24 protein-coding genes and 1 other annotated feature are annotated in these 23,487 nt (G+C 49.9%); of the genes, 12 read left to right on the top strand and 12 right to left on the bottom strand.

Features of this window, described 5'->3' with window-relative positions; translation table 11 throughout:
• The first annotated feature begins 74 nt into the window (after positions 1-74).
• Positions 75-665 carry a GTP cyclohydrolase II gene (ribA, locus tag HEN33_RS02375; RefSeq protein WP_001176295.1) on the top strand — a complete coding sequence of 197 codons (591 nt, stop codon included), beginning with the start codon at positions 75-77 and terminating at the stop codon, positions 663-665.
• A 63-nt stretch (positions 666-728) separates the two neighbouring features.
• Here the strand turns inward: ribA and acnA are convergent, their stop codons facing one another.
• The 6 genes from acnA to topA all read right to left on the bottom strand — a co-directional run bounded on the left by acnA (position 729) and on the right by topA (position 8,187).
• On the bottom strand, positions 729-3,404 hold the full coding sequence (acnA, locus tag HEN33_RS02370; RefSeq protein ID WP_176262645.1) for an aconitate hydratase AcnA: 2,676 nt from the start codon (positions 3,402-3,404) through the stop codon (positions 729-731).
• 163 nt (positions 3,405-3,567) lie between these two features.
• Positions 3,568-3,663, bottom strand: coding sequence for a small membrane protein YmiC (ymiC, locus tag HEN33_RS02365; protein WP_001310756.1), 96 nt, complete (start codon positions 3,661-3,663; stop codon positions 3,568-3,570).
• 113 nt (positions 3,664-3,776) lie between these two features.
• Positions 3,777-3,944: a protein YciX gene (yciX, locus tag HEN33_RS02360; protein ID WP_001353237.1), complete on the bottom strand. Its 168-nt coding sequence runs from the start codon at positions 3,942-3,944 to the stop codon at positions 3,777-3,779.
• A 2-nt stretch (positions 3,945-3,946) separates the two neighbouring features.
• Positions 3,947-4,087 carry a YmiA family putative membrane protein gene (locus HEN33_RS02355; RefSeq protein WP_001300896.1) on the bottom strand — a complete coding sequence of 47 codons (141 nt, stop codon included), beginning with the start codon at positions 4,085-4,087 and terminating at the stop codon, positions 3,947-3,949.
• Positions 4,088-4,405: 318 nt separating this feature from the next.
• A complete protein-coding gene (gene cysB, locus HEN33_RS02350) occupies positions 4,406-5,380 on the bottom strand; it encodes an HTH-type transcriptional regulator CysB (RefSeq protein ID WP_000776253.1) in 975 nt (324 codons plus the stop codon).
• A 209-nt stretch (positions 5,381-5,589) separates the two neighbouring features.
• Positions 5,590-8,187, bottom strand: coding sequence for a type I DNA topoisomerase (topA, locus tag HEN33_RS02345; protein ID WP_176262646.1), 2,598 nt, complete (start codon positions 8,185-8,187; stop codon positions 5,590-5,592).
• Positions 8,188-8,566: 379 nt separating this feature from the next.
• On the opposite strand from topA, the gene HEN33_RS02340 reads away from it, so the two are divergent.
• Positions 8,567-8,818 carry a YciN family protein gene (locus tag HEN33_RS02340; RefSeq protein ID WP_001031527.1) on the top strand — a complete coding sequence of 84 codons (252 nt, stop codon included), beginning with the start codon at positions 8,567-8,569 and terminating at the stop codon, positions 8,816-8,818.
• 35 nt (positions 8,819-8,853) lie between these two features.
• Here HEN33_RS02340 and sohB read toward each other — a convergent pair whose 3' ends face one another.
• A complete protein-coding gene (gene sohB, locus HEN33_RS02335; RefSeq protein WP_000422059.1) occupies positions 8,854-9,903 on the bottom strand; it encodes a protease SohB in 1,050 nt (349 codons plus the stop codon).
• Between the two features lie 219 nt (positions 9,904-10,122).
• Between sohB and HEN33_RS02330 the strand changes: the two genes are divergently transcribed.
• Positions 10,123-10,917: a YciK family oxidoreductase gene (locus HEN33_RS02330; RefSeq protein WP_176262647.1), complete on the top strand. Its 795-nt coding sequence runs from the start codon at positions 10,123-10,125 to the stop codon at positions 10,915-10,917.
• Complete coding sequence (cobO, locus tag HEN33_RS02325; RefSeq protein WP_001278877.1) at positions 10,914-11,504, top strand: cob(I)yrinic acid a,c-diamide adenosyltransferase; 591 nt, start codon at positions 10,914-10,916, stop codon at positions 11,502-11,504. The genes HEN33_RS02330 and cobO overlap by 4 nt, the downstream gene beginning before the upstream one ends.
• 52 nt (positions 11,505-11,556) lie before the next feature.
• Here the strand turns inward: cobO and HEN33_RS02320 are convergent, their stop codons facing one another.
• The 5 genes from HEN33_RS02320 to rnm all read right to left on the bottom strand — a co-directional run bounded on the left by HEN33_RS02320 (position 11,557) and on the right by rnm (position 15,522).
• On the bottom strand, positions 11,557-11,865 hold the full coding sequence (locus HEN33_RS02320) for a hypothetical protein (protein WP_001000709.1): 309 nt from the start codon (positions 11,863-11,865) through the stop codon (positions 11,557-11,559).
• An 11-nt stretch (positions 11,866-11,876) separates the two neighbouring features.
• Positions 11,877-12,878, bottom strand: a complete 1,002-nt coding sequence (locus tag HEN33_RS02315; protein ID WP_183083413.1) for a hypothetical protein — start codon at positions 12,876-12,878, stop codon at positions 11,877-11,879.
• 169 nt (positions 12,879-13,047) lie between these two features.
• Positions 13,048-13,923, bottom strand: coding sequence for a 23S rRNA pseudouridine(2605) synthase RluB (gene rluB / locus HEN33_RS02310; RefSeq protein ID WP_001291206.1), 876 nt, complete (start codon positions 13,921-13,923; stop codon positions 13,048-13,050).
• A gap of 100 nt (positions 13,924-14,023) precedes the next feature.
• Positions 14,024-14,644 (bottom strand): L-threonylcarbamoyladenylate synthase, encoded by a 621-nt coding sequence (locus HEN33_RS02305; protein WP_001295575.1) that lies wholly within the window; start codon positions 14,642-14,644, stop codon positions 14,024-14,026.
• Positions 14,641-15,522 (bottom strand): RNase RNM, encoded by an 882-nt coding sequence (gene rnm / locus HEN33_RS02300; RefSeq protein ID WP_176263120.1) that lies wholly within the window; start codon positions 15,520-15,522, stop codon positions 14,641-14,643. Before rnm ends, HEN33_RS02305 begins: the two co-directional genes overlap by 4 nt.
• A gap of 136 nt (positions 15,523-15,658) precedes the next feature.
• Here rnm and trpL point away from each other — a divergent pair, with 136 nt between their 5' ends.
• The 8 genes from trpL (at position 15,659) to HEN33_RS02260 (ending at position 23,472) form a co-directional block, all read left to right on the top strand.
• On the top strand, positions 15,659-15,703 hold the full coding sequence (gene trpL, locus HEN33_RS02295) for a trp operon leader peptide (RefSeq protein WP_001700591.1): 45 nt from the start codon (positions 15,659-15,661) through the stop codon (positions 15,701-15,703).
• Positions 15,680-15,773: a sequence feature (Trp leader region), on the top strand. Its footprint overlaps the gene before it by 24 nt.
• 21 nt (positions 15,774-15,794) lie before the next feature.
• Positions 15,795-17,357, top strand: coding sequence for an anthranilate synthase component I (trpE, locus tag HEN33_RS02290; RefSeq protein ID WP_176263119.1), 1,563 nt, complete (start codon positions 15,795-15,797; stop codon positions 17,355-17,357).
• Positions 17,357-18,952, top strand: a complete 1,596-nt coding sequence (gene trpD, locus HEN33_RS02285; protein ID WP_000763525.1) for a bifunctional anthranilate synthase glutamate amidotransferase component TrpG/anthranilate phosphoribosyltransferase TrpD — start codon at positions 17,357-17,359, stop codon at positions 18,950-18,952. The genes trpE and trpD overlap by 1 nt, the downstream gene beginning before the upstream one ends.
• The gene (gene trpCF, locus HEN33_RS02280; RefSeq protein ID WP_176263118.1) at positions 18,953-20,314 is read left to right on the top strand and encodes a bifunctional indole-3-glycerol-phosphate synthase TrpC/phosphoribosylanthranilate isomerase TrpF; all 1,362 of its coding nucleotides are present in this window, start codon (positions 18,953-18,955) and stop codon (positions 20,312-20,314) included. It begins immediately after the preceding gene.
• An 11-nt stretch (positions 20,315-20,325) separates the two neighbouring features.
• The gene (gene trpB, locus HEN33_RS02275; RefSeq protein WP_000209509.1) at positions 20,326-21,519 is read left to right on the top strand and encodes a tryptophan synthase subunit beta; all 1,194 of its coding nucleotides are present in this window, start codon (positions 20,326-20,328) and stop codon (positions 21,517-21,519) included.
• Positions 21,519-22,325, top strand: a complete 807-nt coding sequence (gene trpA, locus HEN33_RS02270) for a tryptophan synthase subunit alpha (RefSeq protein WP_176263117.1) — start codon at positions 21,519-21,521, stop codon at positions 22,323-22,325. The genes trpB and trpA overlap by 1 nt, the downstream gene beginning before the upstream one ends.
• Before the next feature lie 381 nt (positions 22,326-22,706).
• Positions 22,707-22,886, top strand: a complete 180-nt coding sequence (locus HEN33_RS02265) for a con-10 family general stress protein (protein ID WP_000134812.1) — start codon at positions 22,707-22,709, stop codon at positions 22,884-22,886.
• 85 nt (positions 22,887-22,971) lie between these two features.
• On the top strand, positions 22,972-23,472 hold the full coding sequence (locus tag HEN33_RS02260) for a YciE/YciF ferroxidase family protein (RefSeq protein ID WP_001056440.1): 501 nt from the start codon (positions 22,972-22,974) through the stop codon (positions 23,470-23,472).
• Positions 23,473-23,487 lie beyond the last annotated feature (15 nt).

The following is a 23,487-nucleotide window of genomic DNA, read 5'->3' as shown; positions in this document are numbered from 1 at the left end:
GTCGTGATTAGGTGAACCCCTTCTCGTTATGGCAAAATAAGCCAATACAGAACCAGCATTATCTGGAGAATTTCATGCAGCTTAAACGTGTGGCAGAAGCCAAACTGCCAACCCCATGGGGCGATTTCCTGATGGTGGGATTTGAAGAACTGGCAACCGGACACGATCATGTCGCGCTAGTCTATGGCGATATTTCCGGGCATACCCCGGTACTTGCGCGCGTCCATTCCGAATGTCTGACCGGTGACGCCCTGTTCAGCTTGCGCTGCGATTGTGGCTTCCAGCTCGAAGCGGCACTGACGCAAATTGCCGAAGAAGGCCGTGGTATTTTGCTGTATCACCGTCAGGAAGGTCGTAACATTGGTCTACTGAATAAAATCCGCGCTTATGCACTGCAGGATCAAGGTTACGATACTGTAGAGGCTAACCACCAGTTAGGCTTCGCCGCTGATGAGCGCGACTTCACTCTTTGCGCTGATATGTTCAAACTCCTTGGCGTCAATGAAGTCCGCTTGTTAACCAACAACCCGAAAAAAGTCGAAATTCTGACCGAAGCAGGGATTAATATTGTTGAACGCGTACCGTTGATTGTAGGTCGTAACCCTAATAACGAACATTATCTCGATACCAAAGCCGAGAAAATGGGTCATTTGCTGAACAAATAACCCTCTTGCATTGTGTAATTCATTTGCTTGCCGGAAGCAAAATAACCGGCAAGCAAATACTCGTTACTTCAACATATTACGAATGACATAATGCAAAATGCCGTCGTTCTGGTAGTAGGTCAACTCCGTCGCGGTGTCGATACGACAACGGCAGGGTACGACTTCCTGGCTACCATCCGCGCGCGTAAACGTCACCGGAACCGTCGCACCGGGTTGTAGACTTTGCAGATCGACAATATCAATCTTCTCTTCCCCGATTAGCCCTAACGTTTTACGCGTCACGCCTTGCGGAAATTCCAGCGGCAGGATGCCCATGCCAATTAAATTCGAACGGTGAATTCGTTCAAACGATTCGGCAATCACAACACGAATACCAAGCAGACGCGGACCTTTTGCTGCCCAGTCACGGCTGGAGCCTGATCCATACTCTTTCCCGGCAATCACCGCCAGCGGCGTTTGCTCCTGCTTATAGCGCATCGCGGCATCATAAATAGAGACGACATCACTGTCAGGTAGATGCTGCGTCATCCCCCCTTCAACGCCAGGCACCATTTCATTACGAATGCGAATATTGGCGAAGGTGCCACGCATCATCACTTCATGGTTACCACGCCGCGAACCGTAGGAGTTAAAGTCTTTGCGCTCAACACCCCGACCTTGTAGATATCGCCCCGCCGGGCTATCGGGCTTAATACTGCCCGCCGGAGAAATGTGGTCAGTGGTAACCGAATCCCCCAGCATTGCGAGGATCCGCGCTCCGTGAATATCTTCCACAGGTGCTGGAGTTGCCTGCATTTCATCAAAGAAAGGCGATAAGCGAATATAGGTTGAATCTTCCTGCCAACCGTAGGTATCGGATCGTGTGACGTTAATTTCCTTCCACTCTGCTGTGCCTTCAAAAACTTCTGCGTACTCTTTGCGGAACATTTCTGTGGAGACTTGTTCTACCGCACGGGCAATTTCTTGTGCCGATGGCCAGATATCTTTCAGATATACCGGATCGCCTTTACGATCGTGACCAATAGGCTCAGAAGCGAGGTTAATATTCATATTTCCCGCCAGCGCATAGGCAACCACCAGCGGCGGCGAGGCCAGCCAGTTAGTTTTAACCAGCGGATGGATACGGCCTTCAAAGTTACGGTTGCCGGACAGCACCGCACCGACGGTTAAATCGCCTTTTTTGATTGCCGTTTCGATAGGATCGGGCAATGGACCAGAGTTACCAATACAGGTGGTACAACCGTATCCCACAAGGTTAAATCCCAGTTCATCCAGATACGGTGTCAGTTTCGCTTTTGCCAGATAATCAGAAACGACTTTCGAGCCTGGTGCCAGCGACGCTTTGACCCACGGTTGCCGCTTGAGGCCCAGAGTTACAGCTTTTTTCGCCAGCAAACCTGCGGCCATCAGCACACTTGGGTTAGAGGTGTTGGTGCACGACGTTATCGCAGCAATGACCACCGCGCCATCAGGTAACTGATACTGATGTCCGTTCATAACATAATCGACCGGCTGGCGATCTTTATGCGTGGCATTTACTTCCAGTTCGTTACTGGCGGCAAATGCTTTTGGTACATCGGGCAGTGCAACGCGATCCTGTGGGCGTTTTGGCCCTGCCAGGCTCGCTTCAACGTCATTCATATCCAGTTCTAACGTACTGGTAAAAATCGGTTCATCGCCCGGTTTACGCCACATGCCCTGCGCTTTGGCATATTTTTCGACCAACTTGACCTGATCTTCGCTGCGCCCGCTTAAACGCATGTAATCGAGGGTGACAGCATCGATTGGGAAGAAGCCACAGGTGGCACCATATTCTGGCGACATATTGGCAATGGTGGCGCGATCCGCCAGCGGTAGTGAATCCAGCCCATCACCATAAAATTCGACGAATTTCCCCACCACGCCATGTTTGCGCAGCATTTGGGTAACGGTGAGAACCAGGTCTGTGGCGGTAATACCTTCACGTAATTTTCCGGTGAGTTTAAAGCCCACTACGTCCGGGATAAGCATGGAAACCGGCTGGCCTAACATTGCGGCTTCGGCTTCGATCCCACCAACGCCCCACCCCAGCACGCCAAGGCCGTTGATCATGGTGGTGTGCGAGTCAGTACCAACGAGTGTATCCGGATAAGCAATCCATTCACCGTCCTGCAATTCGCTCCACACTGCTTTGCCGAGATATTCGAGGTTAACCTGATGGCAAATGCCTGTGCCTGGCGGCACGACGCTAAAGCGACTGAACGCCTGCTTTCCCCATTTCAGGAACACATAACGTTCGTGGTTGCGCTCCATTTCCAGGCGCACGTTTTCTTCAAATGCCTCATCATCACCATAACGATCGACGGTCACCGAGTGGTCAATGACCAGGTCGACCGGTGAGAGCGGGTTAACCTTTGCAGTATCGCCGCCGAGGCGTTTAACCGCTTCGCGCATTGCCGCCAGATCAACAACGGCAGGTACGCCGGTAAAGTCCTGCATCAGCACCCTTGCCGGGCGGTAGGCAATTTCACGGTCAGCATGGGCATTTTTCAGCCATCCCACCAGCGCGTAGATATCCTCTTCGGTAACCGAGTTACCATCCTGCCAGCGCAGCAGGTTTTCGAGCAAAACTTTGAGTGACTTAGGCAGACGGGTGATATCGCCCAGTGATTTGGCAGCAAGCGGCAGGCTGTAGTAGTGGTAAGTTTTATCTTTGGCCTGCAACGTATCCTTACTGGCTTCTCGTAGGGTTGACGACATAGCTCCTCCTTAATGACAGGGTTGCGAAGCCCTGATTCTCTTCAGGGTGAATATTAAAGATAACACAAACATTGCGTAACGATTTGATAACAACCCAAATTGATAAAAGAGGAGAAACCTTGTGGCAAAGCAAATGAAAACCCCGCCGCAGCGGGGTCAGGGATCAGTGAGTAATGATCCAGAGGAGTTCGGCCCAGAAGAGCATCGACAGAGAAAATGCGCCCATCCAGGACCAATATTTCATATTTGTGTTGATCATAGGCTACACCCTTAACGGTTATTACTTTGTGTTGAGATAACTTAACCTGTTATTGCTGCGGTGTATTAAAAGCCCTTTAATTCATTAAAAATGGGTAATAAGAATGATGATAATTATTGTTTCGGCTGATCATCTTCAGCAAACAGTTCTATAAAGGCTTGCTGCTGCGTTGTTAGTTGCCAGTCGTCTGGAATAACGACGGAACATTCCCGTTTCGTTACTGGTTCATTGTCACTATGCTGACATAATGGTGACGACTCCAGTTGCTCCTGACCGACCATAGTTATCCCCACACTTTCCAAATCAGCAGTGCGACAACCACCCAGAAAAGTGCAGAACCAAGAAATACCGCCAGCCAGGCTTTGCGTTTTAATTCAGGGTCCCGGCGGGGTTCCTGATTTCCAGAAGGCATTGCTAACCTCATATAATCGCCATCACTTATCAGCAAGACGTTGAACGATTGGTGTAATTAATCATACGATGAGACAAATCCTAAAGAAACTTTAGTCAAAAATCCAGCGAATTTACGAATCGTCTCCAGTGAATAATTCAATCTTTTGACCTGAAATAGATATTTGAAAACTGGAGTTTGCGAGGCGGGTAATTAGACACTACTTTACAGGTAATTTACCCTATAAATATGAGGGATAAAAATATTGTGCACGGTATACAAATAAGCAACAAAAGAGAATATATTCCGGCACCTTCGCTACATAAAAGGTGCCGAAAATAACGCAAGAAATTATTTTTCCGGCAGTTTTATATCTTTAAACATGACCTCAATTTCTTCATTAGAGCGCAATGCGACAGCCGCATCAACGACATCACGCGTTAAATGCGGTGCAAAACGCTGAATGAAATCATACATATAACTGCGCAAAAAAGTACTACGGCGAAAACCAATTTTGGTTGTACTGTGGCTGAAGATATCGTGAGCATCAACGCGCACCAGGTCGGGATCGGCGACCGGATCCACCGCCATGCTGGCAATAACCCCTACCCCCAACCCTAACCGGACGTAAGTTTTAATGACGTCAGCATCCGTTGCCGTGAAGACGATACGCGGCGTTAACCCTGCGCGGTTAAAGGCAGTATCCAGTTCTGAGCGTCCGGTAAAGCCGAAGGTATATGTCACCAACGGATATTGCGCCAGTTCTTCAATGGTAATGGCTTTTTTGCCTGCCAGCGGGTGATCCGGAGTGACTACAATAGCCCGATTCCAGTGGTAGCACGGTAACATCACTAAATCTTCATACAGATGCAGCGCTTCTGTGGCGATAGCGAAATCGGCATTGCCTTTAGAGACAGCATCAGCAATTTGTGTCGGCGAGCCCTGGTGCATATGCAAAGAAACGCGGGGATAACGCTCAATAAAGCCTTTGATGACGTTTGGTAACGCGTAGCGTGCCTGGGTATGCGTGGTGGCGATATACAGCGAGCCTTTATCCGGCCAGGTGTGCTCTCCGGCGACCGATTTTATGGCATCGACTTTCGACAGGACTTCACGAGCGATACGAATTATTTCTTGTCCTGCTGGCGTTACCTGCGTCAGGTGCTTGCCGCTTCGGGAAAAAATTTGAATGCCTAGCTCGTCTTCCAGCATTCTGACTTGTTTACTGATCCCGGGTTGTGATGTGTAAAGTCCTTCCGCCGTTGATGAGACATTCAGGTTATGATTGACCACCTCAACAATATAGCGAAGTTGTTGTAATTTCATGTTAAACCATCCACTTAGACGCCATCAGAACATCGTTTTTTCGTCACACCTGGCGGGTGACTAATACGATTTAATAATAAAAAAGGTGCTAACTATAACCACTATATCATTTATAGCCTTAGTGTATAGGTGTGAAGAAAAAATAATATGCAATAAAAAAGGGCCGCTTTCGCGACCCTTTGTTTATAAAAACCTGACAGAATTAAAGGTTATTTTTTCCCTTCAACCCATTTGCCATCAACATAAAATGCTGACCAGCCAGTCGCCTTTCCGTCTTTTTCCGAAGAGACATATTGCTGTTTGGTTTTACGGCTAAAGCGAACCATGGTCTTATTACCTTCCGGATCCTGCTGTGGCGCATCGGCCAGATAACGCAGTTTTTCCGGCAGACGGTCGCGGAAGCGATAAAGCTCTTCCACCAGTGGCGCACGTGTTTCACGCGATTTCGGGAAGGTATTGGCCGCCAGGAACACACCGGCAGCACCGTCACGCAGCACGAAATAAGCATCTGATTTTTCGCACGGCAGCTCCGGTAATGGCACCGGATCTTCCTTCGGTGGTGCCACTTCGCCGTTACGTAAAATCTTACGTGTGTTTTTACACTCTTCGTTAGTGCAGGCCATATATTTACCGAAACGCCCCATTTTCAGGTGCATTTCAGATCCACATTTTTCACACTCAACGATCGGGCCGTCATAACCTTTAATGCGGAATTCGCCCTCTTCGATCTCGTAACCGTCGCAGGTTGGGTTATTACCACAGACATGCAACTTACGTTTCGGATCGATGAGATAGCTGTCCATCGCCGTGCCGCATTTCGGGCAACGACGTTTTGCGCGCAGCGCGTTGGTTTCAGCGTCTTCACCTTCCAGCACGTTCAGCACTTCGTTTTCCGGCACCAGGTTGATGGTGGTTTTGCAACGCTCTTTCGGTGGCAGAGCGTAGCCGGAACAGCCAAGGAATACCCCGGTGCTCGCTGTGCGAATACCCATTTTGCGACCACAGGTCGGGCAGTCGATGCTGGTCAGAACCATCTGGTTCGGGCGCATACCCCCCTCTTCGGGATCTTTTTCAGCTTTATCTAACTGCTGGGTGAAATCCGAGAAGAAGTGATCCAGTACAGCTTTCCACTCTGCTTCGTGATTTGCCACCTGGTCGAGGCTGTTTTCCATCTGTGCGGTGAAGTCGTAGTTCATTAACTCACGGAAATTCTCTTCCAGGCGATCGGTGACGATTTCGCCCATTTTTTCCGCATAGAAACGACGATTTTCTACTCGCACATAGCCACGATCCTGAATGGTCGAAATGATCGACGCGTAGGTAGACGGACGACCGATACCGCGTTTTTCCAGCTCTTTAACCAGCGATGCTTCACTGAAACGGGCTGGCGGCTTGGTAAAGTGCTGGGCTGGTGTCAGTTCAACGAGCGTCAGAGCATCGCCTTTATCGACTGCCGGTAAGATACGATCTTCATCGCCTTTACGCAGCGCAGGCATCACTTTCGTCCAGCCATCAAAGCGCAAAATACGACCGCGTGCTTTCAGGCGGAAATCGCCCGCACCAACGGTCAGCGTCGTGGAGTCATATTTCGCTGGGGTCATCTGGCAGGCAACGAACTGACGCCAGATTAACTGGTACAGTTTCTGCGCATCTGCTTCCATATCCTTCAGCGATTCCGCCATCACATTGACGTCAGAAGGACGAATCGCTTCGTGCGCTTCCTGTGAGTTTTCTTTGCTGGCGTACTGATTCGGACTTTCCGGCAGATATTTCTTACCAAAATTATCGCTGATATAACCGCGAACCATATTTACTGCGTCCTGACTCAGGTTGGTGGAGTCGGTACGCATGTAAGTGATATAGCCTGCTTCATACAAACGCTGCGCCATCATCATGGTTTTATTCACGCCAAAACCAAGACGGGTGCTGGCAGCTTGTTGCAGCGTAGAGGTAATAAAAGGAGCGCCGGGTTTACTGGTTGTCGGTTTGTCTTCACGTTCCAGCACGCTGTAGCGCGCTTTTTCCAGCAGACTTACCGCAGCCTGAGTTTGTTCTTTGTTGACCGGGCGGAACGGTTTGTCGTTCTGATGAGTCACCTGCAACGCCAACGCATCACCAGATGGCGTGGTCGTGCTGGCATCGACTTCCCAGAACTCTTCCGGTACGAACGCTTTAATTTCACGCTCACGCTCGACCACCAGGCGGACCGCCACCGACTGCACACGACCTGCAGACAGACCACGAGCGATCTTTTTCCACAGCAGCGGCGAAACCATATATCCCACCACGCGGTCCATAAAGCGACGCGCCTGCTGGGCATTAACACGATCAATATTCAGCTCACCTGGTTTGTTAAATGCCTGGCGGATCGCGTTTTTAGTAATTTCGTTAAACACCACTCGGCTATAGCGCGCATCATCACCACCAATCACTTCCCGCAGGTGCCATGCAATGGCTTCCCCTTCGCGGTCAAGGTCGGTTGCGAGATAGATGTGGTCTGCTTTTTCAGCCAGTTGTTTCAGTTCAGAAACGACCTTCTCTTTACCAGGCAGCACTTCATAGTGCGCCTCCCAATTGTGCCACGGGTCAACCCCCATACGGTTGACGAGAGCGCCACGTTCATCCTTTTTAGGCTTTTTAGCCGTCTTGGTGGAGGTAGAGTCGGCACTCTTTTTGGCAGCTGAGCCACTGGTCGGCAAATCGCGGATGTGACCGACGCTGGATTTCACCACGTAGTCACTACCCAGATACTTGTTGATCGTTTTGGCTTTTGCCGGGGACTCAACGATGACAAGAGCTTTACCCATATTCACCTTACCTAATTTGATTCTTCCAGGAATGCGTCGCACGTTGATAAACCTTCCACTGGCAACGAGTTACCGATATGGACTCGTTCTCTGCGGATATCAACCCCTTGTCGTGACTCTGTTCACGAAAATTCAGGTGACTGAGTTAACAGGTCTTGGCCTACAGGCGCTATAGCACGACGGAATTTTGGTCGAATGTCAAGCAAATCTATTGCCAGATTGACGAAAGCGTCACACTGTACCTGATAAAATCCGATACGCAACTTTATTAGCATGCAAAATCCAAAGTTGCCAGTAAGGCGCTCTTGCCACCAGCGTGGTATATTTGTCTGCAAGCCATGCCTGGCGTAGACTAATGTCCTTGTTTAAGGAGTAAATAATGAACAAAGAGACACAACCCATCGACCGCGAAACGCTGTTGAAAGAGGCCAATAAAATCATTCGTGAGCATGAGGATACGCTCGCAGGGATTGAAGCCACCGGCGTCTCGCAGCGTAATGGCGTGCTGGTCTTTACCGGCGACTACTTTTTAGATGAACAAGGATTGCCAACAGCCAAAAGCACCGCGGTGTTTAATATGTTCAAACACCTGGCCCATGTGCTTTCAGAAAAATATCACCTGGTTGATTAAAGCAAAACGCGAGGTCTTACCCTCGCGTTTGTCTTTTACATCAATGGCTTTTGCCCCCGCTGCCACCAGCGTAGCAACAATCGATCGGCGCTCTCTGCCGCGCTGCCGGTGAATCGGTCAATGAGTCTTTTACGCTGCATATAGCGTACATTGACCACTTCACGGCCTTCCATCAGGCTAAGAATAACTTCATCACTGGTGTTGATTTCATCAACCAGGCCTTTCTCTACCGCCTGTTGTCCGTACCAGTGTTCACCCGTTGCCACCTGTTCAATATCCAGAGACGGACGCATACGCTTCACAAAATCTTTAAATAACTGATGCGTTTCGTTCAGCTCTTCGCGGAATTTCTCCCGCCCTTCTTCGGTGTTTTCACCCAGCAAGGTCAGCGTGCGCTTATACTGCCCGGCGGTGTGCAGTTCGATATCAATATCTTTGCTTTTCAGGAAGCGGTTAAAGTTGGGCATTTGCGCCACCACCCCAATGGAACCCACAATAGCAAACGGTGCGGAAACAATTTTGTCCGCCACACAGGCCATCATGTAACCGCCGCTGGCAGCAACTTTGTCTACCGTAACAGTTAAAGGAATGTTTTTATCACGCAGACGCTGCAGCTGCGAAGCCGCCAGCCCGTAACCATGCACCATGCCACCAGGGCTTTCCAGACGTAGCACAACCTGATCCTGCGGTTTAAATGCTGCGAGTACCGCCGTTATCTCTTCACGTAGCGAGTTCACTTCATGGGCGTCCATGCTGCCTTTAAAATCCAGCACCCAGACGCGAGGTTTACTGTCAGTTGCCACCTCGCCCAGTTTGGCTTTCGCTTTTGCGGCTTTCGCTTCTTGCTTGTGCTTTTTCTTCTGCGCTTTATGCCACTGTTTTTGCTGATGAGTGTCCATCAGCGCCGCGGCCAGTTCTTCTTTCATCTCCTTATACTGTTCGCTGAGATTGTTGACCCGTAACTCGCCACGCTGGCGTTTATTACGTTGAGCAACATTGACAATAATGGCGGCAATCGCCGCAATCGCTAGCACAACGGTAACGATTTTCGCCAAAAACAAACCATATTCAGACAACAATTCCACGAGTCCCCACCTTGGTTAAACAACGCTTTGGCTCACAGTTTACAACAGGCATGTTAAGCCGTCTCGCAGAGATGTTATTGCAGCGAAAGTATGACAAAGTATCCATTTTGCGGTGTTATCGCCCCAGGCTGATTGAAATGCCCTTCTGTTTCAGGCATAAAGCCCCAAAGTCATAAAGTACACTGGCAGCGCGACAGACAACGTCGTTGAGGAGTAGCCATGCATTACCAGCCAAAACAAGATTTACTCAATGATCGCATTATCCTGGTGACGGGAGCCAGCAATGGTATTGGTCGTGAAGCCGCGATGACGTATGCACGCTATGGTGCGACAGTGATTCTGTTGGGCCGTAATGAAGAAAAATTACGTCAGGTAGCCAGCCACATAAACGAAGAAACTGGGCGTCAGGTAGCCAGCCACATAAACGAAGAAACTGGGCGTCAGCCACAGTGGTTTATTCTCGATTTGCTGACCTGCACGTCCGAAGATTGCCAACAACTGGCACAGCGCATTGCCGTTAATTATCCGCGTCTGGATGGTGTTTTGCATAATGCCGGATTGCTCGGCGATGTTTGCCCAATGAGCGAACAAAATCCGCAGGTCTGGCAGGACGTCATGCAGGTCAACGTTAATGCCACCTTTATGCTCACCCAGGCACTGCTTCCTTTATTACTCAAATCGGACGCCGGTTCACTGGTCTTTACTTCATCAAGCGTTGGACGTCAGGGGCGTGCAAACTGGGGCGCTTATGCAGCGTCGAAATTTGCCACCGAAGGGATGATGCAGGTACTGGCCGATGAATATCAGCAGCGCCTGCGCGTCAACTGCATTAACCCAGGTGGTACGCGCACCGCAATGCGCGCAAGCGCCTTCCCGACCGAAGATCCACAGAAACTTAAAACACCCGCTGATATCATGCCGCTCTACCTCTGGCTGATGGGCGATGACAGCCGCCGTAAAACCGGCATGACCTTTGACGCCCAACCGGGCCGTAAACCAGGAATATCCCAATGAGTGATGAACGCTACCAACAGCGTCAGCAGCGTGTAAAAGATAAAGTGGATGCCCGTGTGGCCCAGGCCCAGGATGAACGCGGTATTATCATCGTATTTACCGGCAATGGAAAAGGCAAAACCACCGCAGCATTTGGTACGGCAACACGCGCAGTTGGTCACGGAAAAAAAGTGGGCGTCGTGCAGTTTATTAAAGGCACCTGGCCTAATGGCGAACGAAATCTGCTGGAACCACACGGCGTTGAATTTCAGGTGATGGCAACGGGCTTTACCTGGGATACGCAAAACCGCGAATCTGATACCGCGGCCTGCCGTGAAGTCTGGCAACATGCCAAACGAATGCTGGCCGATCCTTCACTGGATATGGTTTTGCTCGATGAGCTGACTTATATGGTGGCGTATGACTATTTGCCACTGGAAGAAGTGGTGCAGGCGTTAAATGAACGTCCACATCAACAGACGGTGATTATCACGGGTCGTGGTTGTCATCGGGATATTCTTGAACTGGCGGATACGGTAAGTGAATTACGCCCCGTCAAACATGCGTTTGATGCTGGTGTTAAGGCGCAAATCGGGATTGATTATTAAGTGAAAGCACCTCAAAAGTTCGCCTCTTGAGGTGCTTTAATCATAATTATATTCAAGCGGCAATAGCAAAACTCAGAATCCGTTTAATCTCATTCAAATGTCCCGGATATGCTTCATGATTCTCAGCGTCAACATCTTCAATAAATAATATCAGTTCAGTAATTAACGCATTAGCATCTTCATAACTGATTCCGCTTAACTCTGGCGAAGTTTCAGTACCGTAGTTAATCGTCAGATTGTTCATCACCGTGAGGATAAGGATAAAATATTTATGACAAACCTTGCATGTGGTTTTGTTGCCCAGAGTATTATACAGCATATCAAGTAATGCCAGTATTCTACGGTTTTGTACATCGTTCATAAAAAGCCCTCCTATAACATTATTCCGCTGGCAATAAGCAATTTCGCCAGCCCCTCAGACGCCTTTAACCCACTAATGACCTGTGCGCGTAATATTTCATTTAATCTTTTTTGTTCAGCTGCCGTGCGTGTTTTATTAGTGTATAAACCTTTTAGATAATCACCCTTATCTATAAAGGCATTTAAAGCTTCAATCGCGGGCATTGCAGCAGCCGATGCCTGTAGTCTGGTTTCATTCACATTGATTACTGAACTTAGAAACTCCTTCCTGTTTTTCAGAGTGTTAAACTCTGTATTCTTAGAGTTTTTAGATGCCGCATTATAATAAAGCATATTATTATGTACATTCGCAAAGGTATAATTTTCAATCTTATCGCCTTTTGTATAAATATCATTACGCAAAACAGTCATGTTTTTTATAAGTCTTACCCAATTTTTATCCGCCGTTTTACCTATTTTCCCAGCATTGACCTTTATTATATATAACTCATTGAAATAACCTACTAAATCTTTAACTGCCGCTGCCGATTCAGCTAAATCTTTGCTATGTGAAACATCAAGTAGTGTTTGCGCGTTGTTTGCGTGATCCAGAGCCTGTTTAAGTAATGTCACTTGCTGACTTTCTGTAGTTTTTATGTCTTCAGTCAAGAGCTCTACATAAGCACTCATGCTATTAATGACTTCCATTGAAGCCAGTAGTTTCTCTTTTTCGAATGGGACTAATTGTACTTTATCTGTTTTTTCTTCAGGGGGCCTGCATAATTTTCCACCCTGACCATCGTTCGCAACATCAATGGTATAATCAGGTCGCAATGCACAATCCGGATTAGTCGCATAAAAATTAACAAGGAAGTTTTCACGAGAAGCATAGTATTGTTTAAAGAAACTTGCATTCGCCGCAACCGCCTTGTTACCCGCAGTAATAACAGTTTCAGCTTGTTCATTTTTCAATGCTTCAGTTGCACAACCTGAAAGCATTAACAGCGATAGAAATAATCCACTATATCTAATCATAACCCACCTCTTGACGTTGAGTTTATCTCAGATAATTAAATAGTAATGTGGCTATTCCCTGGCATTATTCATAAGCAAGTATGAAATTAAATTAAAATACTGCGACTATTTATCATGCTTCAAATGAAGAAAAGGCCCCGCAGGGCCTTTATTTAATACTTAACTTAAATTAACCGTTATTATTACGTCCACCAGAACGACGACCGCCGCTGACCTGGCTGTGACGTTTCACCGCACGACGAATTTGATTCGCCTTCATACGACGACGGTCTTTTTCTACAGCAACTTTAGAGCTGGTTTCTGGCGGTAGTTCCACCAGCTCACGCAGATAGTTAGTCTGGGCAAGATCCAGCTCAGTCCAGCCACCGCGTGGCAGACCTTTCGGCAGTGGGATATCACCGTAACGCACGCGGATCAGACGGCTCACCTGCACACCAACAGCTTCCCAAAGACGACGAACTTCACGGTTACGGCCTTCGGTCAGAGTAACGTTGTACCACTGGTTGATCCCTTCGCCGCCGCTGAACTTAATGGTTTTAAAGGCTGCCGGACCATCTTCCAGCTGCACGCCACGACTCAAATCACGCAGTTTCGCGTCGTCAACCTGACCAAATACACGCACGGCATATTCACGTTCAACTTCACGGCTTGGATGCATTAAACGGTTTGCCAGCTCACCGTCGGTGGTGAACAGCAGCAGACCACAGGTGTTAACGTCCAGACGACCTACGGCAATCCAGCGTGCGCCACGCAGCTTTGGCAGACGGTCAAATACCGTTGGACGCCCTTCTGGATCGTTACGGGTACACAACTCACCTTCCGGTTTGTAATAGGCCAGAACGCGACAAATTTGTTCAGCGGACTCACGTACCGAAATCAGGTGACCATCGATACGGATTTTCAATCCAGGGGTAATTTCAACACGATCGCCGAGTTTAGCAATTTTGCCATCAACACTCACACGACCGGCTTCAATAATAGATTCGATTTCACGGCGAGAACCGTGGCCGGCACGCGCCAGCACTTTCTGTAGCTTTTCGCTCATAGAGCTTCCTTTTGGTGTCGCCTTCCCAGGCGTCGAACAGGAGAATCAATGGCGCAGTAGAGCGCCATTTTAAGGCCGCGTAGTATACAGAGTTAAGCACTTATAAAAAAGGCTTCACATCACCTACGCCTTCACGCACCACGACCGGCGTATCATCGGTGAGATCAATAACTGTTGTCGGTTTCTGTCCGAGATAGCCACCGTGAATAATCAAATCCACCTGTTTTTCCAGACGGTCTTTAATCTCTTCCGGATCAGACTCGGTAAATTCGCTGCCAGGTAGCATCAGTGATGTGGAAAGCATCGGTTCGCCCAATGCTTCAAGCAACGCCTGCGCAATCGGGTTAGAAGGCACACGCATACCGATGGTTTTGCGTTTTTCCTGCAACAGACGGCGTGGCACTTCCTTCGTCCCCTTCAGGATGAAAGTGTAGTTACCCGGCGTGTTGTTTTTCATCAAACGAAACGCAACGTTATCGACAAATGAATAGGTCGAGAGTTCAGAAAGATCGCGACACATCAGGGTAAAGTTGTGACCGTCCGGCAGCTGGCGAATACGACAAATACGCTCCATCGCGTTTTTATCTTCAATTTTACAGCCGAGCGCATAGCCGGAATCGGTTGGATAGACAATCACCCCCCCTTTACGCACGATCTCCACCGCCTGGTTGATCAGACGTTGCTGCGGGTTATCAGGATGAATATAAAAAAACTGGCTCATAATTCCCTCTCTGTGGTGTTCTGCGGCTGTTCCCATAGCTGCCAGACGCCTTCAACGCCTGCGGGCAGCCAGAGTTTACGACCCAGTTCGATCCACGGGCATGGCTGATGAAAATCAGATCCTTGTGATGCCCATAAATGGTACTGGCGAGCAAGCGTCGCCAGTTGGGTGCGTTCATTGGGCGATTGCTGGCACTGCGCGACTTCCATCGCGTCGCCGTGGTGTTCGGCAAAATGCGCAACCAATCTTTTCAGCCATTTAGCACTAAGATTGTACCGCCCAGGATGAGCAAGCACCGCCTTACCGCCAGAATGATGAATGACATCAATAGCTTGTTCTATTGTACACCACTGTGGTGGAACGTATCCGGTTTTCCCGCGTGCCAGATATTTTTTAAAGACATCCGCCATTGAACTGGCTTTGCCACATTCAACCAAGAAACGAGCAAAATGACCGCGCGTCACCGCACCGCCCTGCGCCAGTCGTTGCGCGCCTTCCAGCGCCCCAGGTATTTGCGCTTTTTCAAGTCTTTCGGCAATTAACTTCGCCCGCTGATTGCGCCGTTCTGTCTGCTGCGCGAGGAACTCACACATTAGCGGATGAGTAATATCAATATTCAGCCCGACAATATGAATTTCATGATTTTCCCAGACGGTGGATATTTCCACGCCAGGAATAAGATTCAGTGCCAGTCCTGAACGTGAAATTTCTTCTCTTGCTGGCGCGATTGCCGCTGTGGTGTCATGGTCGGTGATCGCCAGGGTGCCGACGCGCATCTCGACTGCACGGTGCACCAATGCTTCTGGCGTCAGGCAGCCATCGGAAGCTGTGGTATGGCTGTGCAGGTCATAAATCACTGCGTAATTCGTGTCGCTCAAGGCGCACTCCCGTTTTGGATAATGTTTTTGCGCCGACATCATAACGGTTCTGGCAAATATTCTGAAATGAGCTGTTGACAATTAATCATCGAACTAGTTAACTAGTACGCAAGTTCACGTAAAAAGGGTATCGACAATGAAAGCGATTTTCGTACTGAAAGGCTGGTGGCGCACTTCCTGAAACGGGCAGTGTATTCACCATGCGTAAAGCAACCAGATACCCAGCCCGCCTAATGAGCGGGCTTTTTTTTGAACAAAATTAGAGAATAACAATGCAAACACAAAAACCGACTCTCGAACTGTTAACCTGCGAAGGTGCTTATCGCGATAATCCGACCGCGCTTTTTCATCAGTTGTGTGGGGATCGTCCGGCGACGCTGCTGCTGGAATCCGCAGATATCGACAGCAAGGATGATTTAAAAAGCCTGCTGCTAGTGGACAGTGCGCTGCGCATTACAGCATTAGGTGACACTGTCACAATTAAGGCGCTCTCCGGCAATGGCGAAGCCTTGCTGGCATTACTGGATAACGCCCTGCCCGCGGGTGTGGAAAATGAACAATCACCAAACTGCCGCGTGCTGCGCTTCCCTCCTGTCAGTCCATTGCTGGATGAAGACGCCCGCTTATGCTCTCTTTCGGTTTTTGACGCTTTCCGCTTATTGCAGAATCTGTTGAATGTACCGAAGGAAGAACGAGAAGCAATGTTCTTCGGCGGCCTGTTCTCTTATGACCTTGTGGCGGGGTTTGAAGATTTACCGCAACTGGCAGCGGAAAATAACTGCCCTGATTTCTGTTTTTATCTCGCTGAAACGCTGATTGTTATCGATCATCAGAAAAAAAGTACCCGTATTCAGGCCAGCCTGTTTGGTCAAAATGAAGAAGAAAAACAACGTCTCACTGCTCGCCTGAACGAACTTCGCCAGCAACTGACCGAAACCGCGCCACCGCTGCCGGTAGTTTCCGTGCCGCATATGCATTGTGAATGTAATCAGAGCGATGAAGAGTTCGGTGGCGTAGTGCGTTCGTTGCAAAAAGCGATTCGCGCCGGAGAAATTTTCCAGGTCGTGCCATCTCGCCGTTTCTCACTGCCCTGCCCGTCATCGCTGGCGGCCTATTACGTGCTGAAAAAGAGTAATCCCAGCCCGTACATGTTTTTTATGCAGGATAATGATTTCACCCTGTTCGGCGCGTCGCCGGAAAGTTCGCTCAAGTATGACGCCTCCAGCCGCCAGATTGAGATCTACCCGATTGCCGGAACACGCCCACGAGGACGTCGCGCCGATGGTTCACTGGACAGAGACCTGGACAGCCGCATTGAACTGGAGATGCGTACCGACCATAAAGAGCTTTCTGAACATCTGATGCTGGTGGATCTCGCCCGTAATGATCTGGCACGCATTTGCACTCCTGGCAGCCGCTACGTAGCCGATCTCACCAAAGTTGACCGTTACTCTTACGTGATGCATCTCGTCTCCCGCGTGGTCGGTGAGCTGCGCCACGATCTTGACGCCCTGCACGCTTACCGCGCCTGTATGAATATGGGAACGTTAAGCGGTGCGCCGAAAGTGCGCGCCATGCAGTTAATTGCCGAAGCGGAAGGTCGTCGACGCGGCAGCTACGGCGGTGCGGTAGGTTATTTCACCGCACATGGCGATCTCGACACCTGCATTGTCATCCGTTCGGCGCTGGTGGAAAACGGTATCGCCACCGTGCAAGCCGGTGCTGGCGTAGTCCTTGATTCTGTTCCGCAGTCGGAAGCCGACGAAACCCGTAATAAAGCCCGCGCTGTACTGCGCGCTATCGCCACCGCGCATCATGCACAGGAGACTTTCTGATGGCTGACATTCTGCTGCTCGATAATATCGACTCTTTTACTTATAACCTGGCAGATCAGTTGCGCAGCAATGGGCATAACGTGGTGATTTACCGCAACCATATTCCGGCGCAAACCTTAATTGAACGTCTTGCGACCATGAGCAATCCGGTGCTGATGCTTTCTCCTGGCCCCGGAGTGCCGAGTGAAGCGGGTTGTATGCCGGAACTCCTCACCCGTTTGCGTGGCAAGCTGCCAATTATTGGCATTTGCCTCGGTCATCAGGCGATTGTCGAAGCTTATGGGGGGTATGTCGGTCAGGCGGGCGAAATTCTTCACGGTAAAGCGTCGAGTATTGAACATGATGGTCAGGCGATGTTTGCCGGATTAACAAACCCATTGCCGGTGGCGCGTTATCACTCGCTGGTTGGCAGTAATATTCCGGCAGGTTTAACCATCAACGCCCATTTTAATGGCATGGTGATGGCGGTGCGTCATGATGCGGATCGCGTTTGTGGATTCCAGTTCCATCCGGAATCCATTCTCACCACCCAGGGCGCTCGCCTGCTGGAACAAACGCTGGCCTGGGCGCAACAGAAGCTGGAGCCGACCAACACACTGCAACCAATTCTGGAAAAACTGTATCAGGCGCAGACGCTTAGCCAACAAGAAAGCCACCAGCTGTTTTCAGCGGTGGTGCGTGGCGAGCTGAAACCGGAACAACTGGCGGCTGCATTGGTCAGCATGAAAATTCGCGGCGAGCACCCGAACGAAATCGCCGGGGCAGCAACTGCCCTTCTGGAAAATGCTGCGCCGTTCCCACGCCCTGATTATCTGTTTGCCGATATCGTCGGCACAGGTGGTGACGGCAGCAACAGCATCAACATTTCTACTGCCAGTGCTTTTGTCGCTGCGGCCTGTGGACTGAAAGTGGCGAAACACGGTAACCGCAGCGTCTCCAGTAAATCTGGCTCGTCAGATCTGCTGGCTGCGTTCGGTATCAACCTGGATATGAATGCCGATAAATCGCGCCAGGCGCTCGACGAGTTAGGCGTCTGCTTTCTCTTTGCACCGAAATACCACACCGGATTTCGCCACGCGATGCCCGTTCGCCAGCAACTGAAAACCCGCACCCTGTTCAACGTGCTGGGGCCACTGATTAACCCGGCGCATCCGCCGCTGGCGCTAATTGGTGTCTACAGCCCGGAACTGGTGCTGCCAATTGCCGAAACCTTGCGTGTGCTGGGGTATCAACGCGCAGCGGTGGTGCACAGCGGGGGGATGGATGAAGTTTCATTACACGCGCCGACAATCGTTGCCGAACTGCATGACGGCGAAATTAAGAGCTATCAGTTGACCGCTGAAGATTTTGGCCTGACACCCTACCATCAGGAGCAACTGGCAGGCGGAACACCGGAAGAAAACCGTGACATTTTAACACGCTTGTTACAAGGTAAAGGCGACGCCGCCCATGAAGCAGCTGTCGCGGCGAATGTCGCCATGTTAATGCGCCTGCATGGCCAGGAAGATCTGCAAACCAATGCGCAAACCGTTCTTGAGGTACTGCGCAGTGGTTCCGCTTACGACAGAGTCACCGCACTGGCGGCACGAGGGTAAATGATGCAAACCGTTTTAGCGAAAATCGTCGCAGACAAGGCGATTTGGGTAGAAGCCCGCAAACAGCAGCAACCGCTGGCCAGTTTTCAGAATGAGGTTCAGCCGAGCACGCGACATTTTTATGATGCACTGCAAGGCGCACGCACGGCGTTTATTCTGGAATGCAAAAAAGCGTCGCCGTCAAAAGGCGTGATCCGTGATGATTTCGATCCGGCACGCATTGCCGCCATTTATAAACATTACGCTTCGGCAATTTCGGTGCTGACTGATGAGAAATATTTTCAGGGGAGCTTTGATTTCCTCCCCATCGTCAGCCAAATCGCCCCGCAGCCGATTTTGTGTAAAGACTTTATTATCGACCCTTACCAGATCTATCTGGCGCGCTATTACCAGGCCGATGCCTGTTTATTAATGCTGTCGGTGCTGGACGACGATCAGTATCGCCAGCTCGCTGCTGTCGCCCACAGTCTGCAGATGGGCGTGCTGACCGAAGTCAGTAATGAAGAGGAGCTGGAGCGCGCCATTGCATTGGGAGCAAAAGTCGTTGGCATTAACAACCGCGATCTGCGTGATTTGTCGATTGATCTTAACCGTACCCGCGAGCTTGCGCCGAAACTGGGGCACAACGTGACGGTGATCAGCGAATCCGGCATTAATACTTACGGCCAGGTGCGTGAGTTAAGCCACTTCGCTAACGGCTTTTTAATTGGTTCGGCGTTGATGGCCCATGACGATTTGAACGCCGCCGTGCGCCGGGTGTTGCTGGGTGAGAATAAAGTATGTGGTCTGACGCGTGGGCAAGATGCTAAAGCAGCTTATGACGCGGGTGCGATTTACGGTGGATTGATATTTGTTACAACGTCACCGCGTTGCGTCAGCATTGAAGAGGCGCAGGAAGTGATGGCTGCAGCACCGTTGCAGTATGTTGGCGTGTTCCGCAATCACGATATTGCCGATCTGGTGGACAAAGCTAAGGTGTTATCGCTGACGGCAGTGCAACTGCATGGTAATGAAGATCAGCTGTATATCGATACGCTGCGTGAGGCTCTGCCAGCAAACGTCGCCATCTGGAAGGCTTTAAGTGTCGGTGAAACTCTTCCCGCGCGCGATTTTCAGCACATCGATAAATATGTATTCGACAACGGTCAGGGCGGGAGCGGACAACGTTTCGACTGGTCACTGTTAAACGGTCAATCGCTTGGCAACGTTCTGCTGGCGGGTGGCTTAGGCGCAGATAACTGCGTGGAAGCGGCACAAACCGGCTGCGCCGGGCTTGATTTTAATTCTGCTGTAGAGTCGCAACCGGGCATCAAAGACGCACGTCTTTTGGCCTCGGTTTTCCAGACGCTGCGCGCATATTAAGGAAAGGAACAATGACAACATTACTTAACCCGTATTTTGGTGAGTTTGGCGGCATGTACGTGCCACAAATCCTGATGCCTGCTCTGCGCCAGCTGGAAGAAGCTTTTGTCAGCGCGCAAAAAGATCCTGAATTTCAGGCCCAGTTCAACGACCTGCTGAAAAACTATGCCGGGCGCCCAACCGCGCTGACCAAATGTCAGAACATTACAGCCGGGACGAACACCACGCTGTATCTGAAGCGTGAAGATTTGCTGCACGGCGGCGCGCATAAAACTAACCAGGTTCTGGGCCAGGCTTTGCTGGCGAAGCGGATGGGTAAAACCGAAATCATCGCCGAAACCGGTGCAGGTCAGCATGGCGTGGCTTCTGCGCTTGCCAGCGCCCTGCTCGGCCTGAAATGCCGTATTTATATGGGTGCCAAAGACGTTGAACGCCAGTCGCCTAACGTTTTTCGTATGCGCTTAATGGGTGCGGAAGTGATCCCGGTGCATAGCGGTTCTGCAACGCTGAAAGATGCCTGTAACGAGGCGCTGCGCGACTGGTCCGGCAGTTACGAAACCGCGCACTATATGCTGGGCACCGCAGCTGGCCCGCATCCTTACCCGACCATTGTGCGTGAGTTTCAGCGGATGATTGGCGAAGAAACGAAAGCGCAGATTCTGGAAAGAGAAGGTCGTCTGCCGGATGCCGTTATTGCCTGTGTTGGCGGCGGTTCGAATGCCATCGGCATGTTTGCTGATTTCATCAACGAAACCGACGTCGGGCTGATCGGCGTGGAGCCTGGTGGTCACGGTATCGAAACTGGCGAGCACGGCGCACCGTTAAAACATGGTCGCGTGGGCATCTATTTCGGTATGAAAGCGCCAATGATGCAAACCGAAGACGGGCAGATTGAAGAATCTTACTCGATTTCTGCCGGACTGGATTTCCCGTCAGTCGGCCCGCAACACGCTTATCTCAACAGCATTGGACGCGCTGATTATGTGTCAATCACCGATGATGAAGCACTGGAAGCCTTTAAAACGCTGTGCCTGCACGAAGGGATTATTCCGGCGCTGGAATCCTCCCACGCGCTGGCCCACGCACTGAAAATGATGCGCGAAAACCCGGAAAAAGAGCAGCTACTGGTGGTTAACCTTTCCGGTCGCGGCGATAAAGACATCTTCACCGTTCACGATATTTTGAAAGCACGAGGGGAAATCTGATGGAACGCTATGAATCTCTGTTTGCCCAACTGAAGGAGCGCAAAGAAGGCGCATTCGTTCCTTTCGTCACCCTCGGTGATCCGGGCATTGAGCAGTCGCTGAAAATTATCGATACGCTAATTGAAGCCGGTGCTGACGCGCTGGAGTTAGGTATCCCCTTCTCCGACCCACTGGCAGATGGCCCGACGATTCAAAACGCCACACTGCGTGCTTTTGCGGCGGGAGTAACCCCGGCGCAGTGCTTTGAGATGCTGGCACTCATTCGCCAGAAGCACCCGACCATTCCCATCGGCCTTTTGATGTATGCCAACCTGGTGTTTAACAAAGGCATTGATGAGTTTTATGCCGAGTGCGAGAAAGTCGGCGTCGATTCGGTGCTGGTTGCCGATGTGCCCGTGGAAGAGTCTGCGGCCTTCCGCCAGGCCGCGTTGCGCCATAACGTCGCACCTATCTTCATCTGCCCGCCGAATGCTGATGATGATTTACTGCGCCAGATTGCCTCTTACGGTCGTGGTTACACCTATTTATTGTCGCGTGCGGGTGTGACCGGAGCTGAAAACCGTGCCGCGTTACCTCTCAATCATCTGGTTGCGAAGCTGAAAGAGTACAACGCTGCGCCTCCATTGCAAGGATTTGGTATTTCCGCCCCGGGTCAGGTAAAAGCAGCGATTGATGCAGGAGCTGCGGGCGCGATTTCTGGTTCGGCAATTGTTAAAATCATCGAGCAACATATTAATGAGCCAGAGAAAATGCTGGCGGTACTGAAAGCTTTTGTACAACCGATGAAAGCAGCGACGCGCAGTTAATCCCACAGCCGCCAGTTCCGCTGGCGGCATTTTAACTATCTTTAATGAAGCAGGAAAAATCCTAAATTCATTTATTATTTATCTTTTTACCGTTTCGCTTACCCCTGACGTACGTCAACTTACGTCATTTTTCCGCCCAACTGTAATATAATCGAACAAATTAATCCCGCAACATGACACCAGTAAAATCAATAATTTTCCCTAATTCACTTATTCCTCAGGCAATTGTTAATATATCCAGAACGCTGATCAAAATATATTTTCCCTCTTCGCCTCTCGTTACGCTTAATTTGACTAATTCTCATTAGCGACTAATTTTAATGAGTGTCGACACACAACACCCATATTAATGAAACAATGCAACGCAACGGGAGAAATAACATGACCGAACATCGTGGTGGTTCAGGAAATTTCGCCGAAGACCGTGAGAAGGCATCCGACGCTGGCCGTAAAGGCGGTCAGCATAGCGGCGGTAATTTTAAAAATGATCCGCAACGCGCATCCGAAGCGGGTAAAAAAGGCGGTCAACAAAGCGGTGGTAATAAATCAGGAAAATCCTGATTCAACGTTAATTATTAATATCAGCTGAGAAAGATAATTGCATCTGCGGGCCGTATGGCTCGCAGTGATTTCACTGGAGAAAAATATGAATATGAAGTCCATTGAAGATGTATTTATTCACCTGCTTTCAGACACCTACAGTGCAGAAAAACAATTAACACGGGCACTAGCAAAACTCGCCAGAGCAACATCAAACGAAAAATTAAGTCAGGCTTTTCATGCACACCTCGAGGAAACTCATGGACAGATTGAACGTATTGATCAAGTTGTGGAATCTGAACCGAACCTGAAAATTAAGCGCATGAAATGTGTGGCAATGGAAGGTCTCATTGAAGAAGCTAATGAGGTCATCGAAAGTACCGAGAAAAACGAAGTACGTGATGCCGCACTGATTGCCGCTGCACAGAAAGTCGAGCACTATGAGATCGCCAGTTACGGGACATTAGCGACACTGGCTGAGCAATTAGGTTATCGTAAAGCAGCGAAGCTTCTGAAAGAAACTCTGGAAGAAGAAAAGGCCACCGACATGAAACTAACTGATCTGGCCCTTAATAACGTAAATAAGAAAGCAGAAAATAAAGCCTGAAATATGAACTTTAAC

The sequence above is a fragment of the Escherichia sp. 94.0001 genome, from assembly GCF_013369155.2.
Taxonomy (GTDB): Bacteria; Pseudomonadota; Gammaproteobacteria; order Enterobacterales; family Enterobacteriaceae; genus Escherichia; species Escherichia coli_F.
This window is presented reverse-complemented; position numbering and strand designations above follow the sequence as displayed.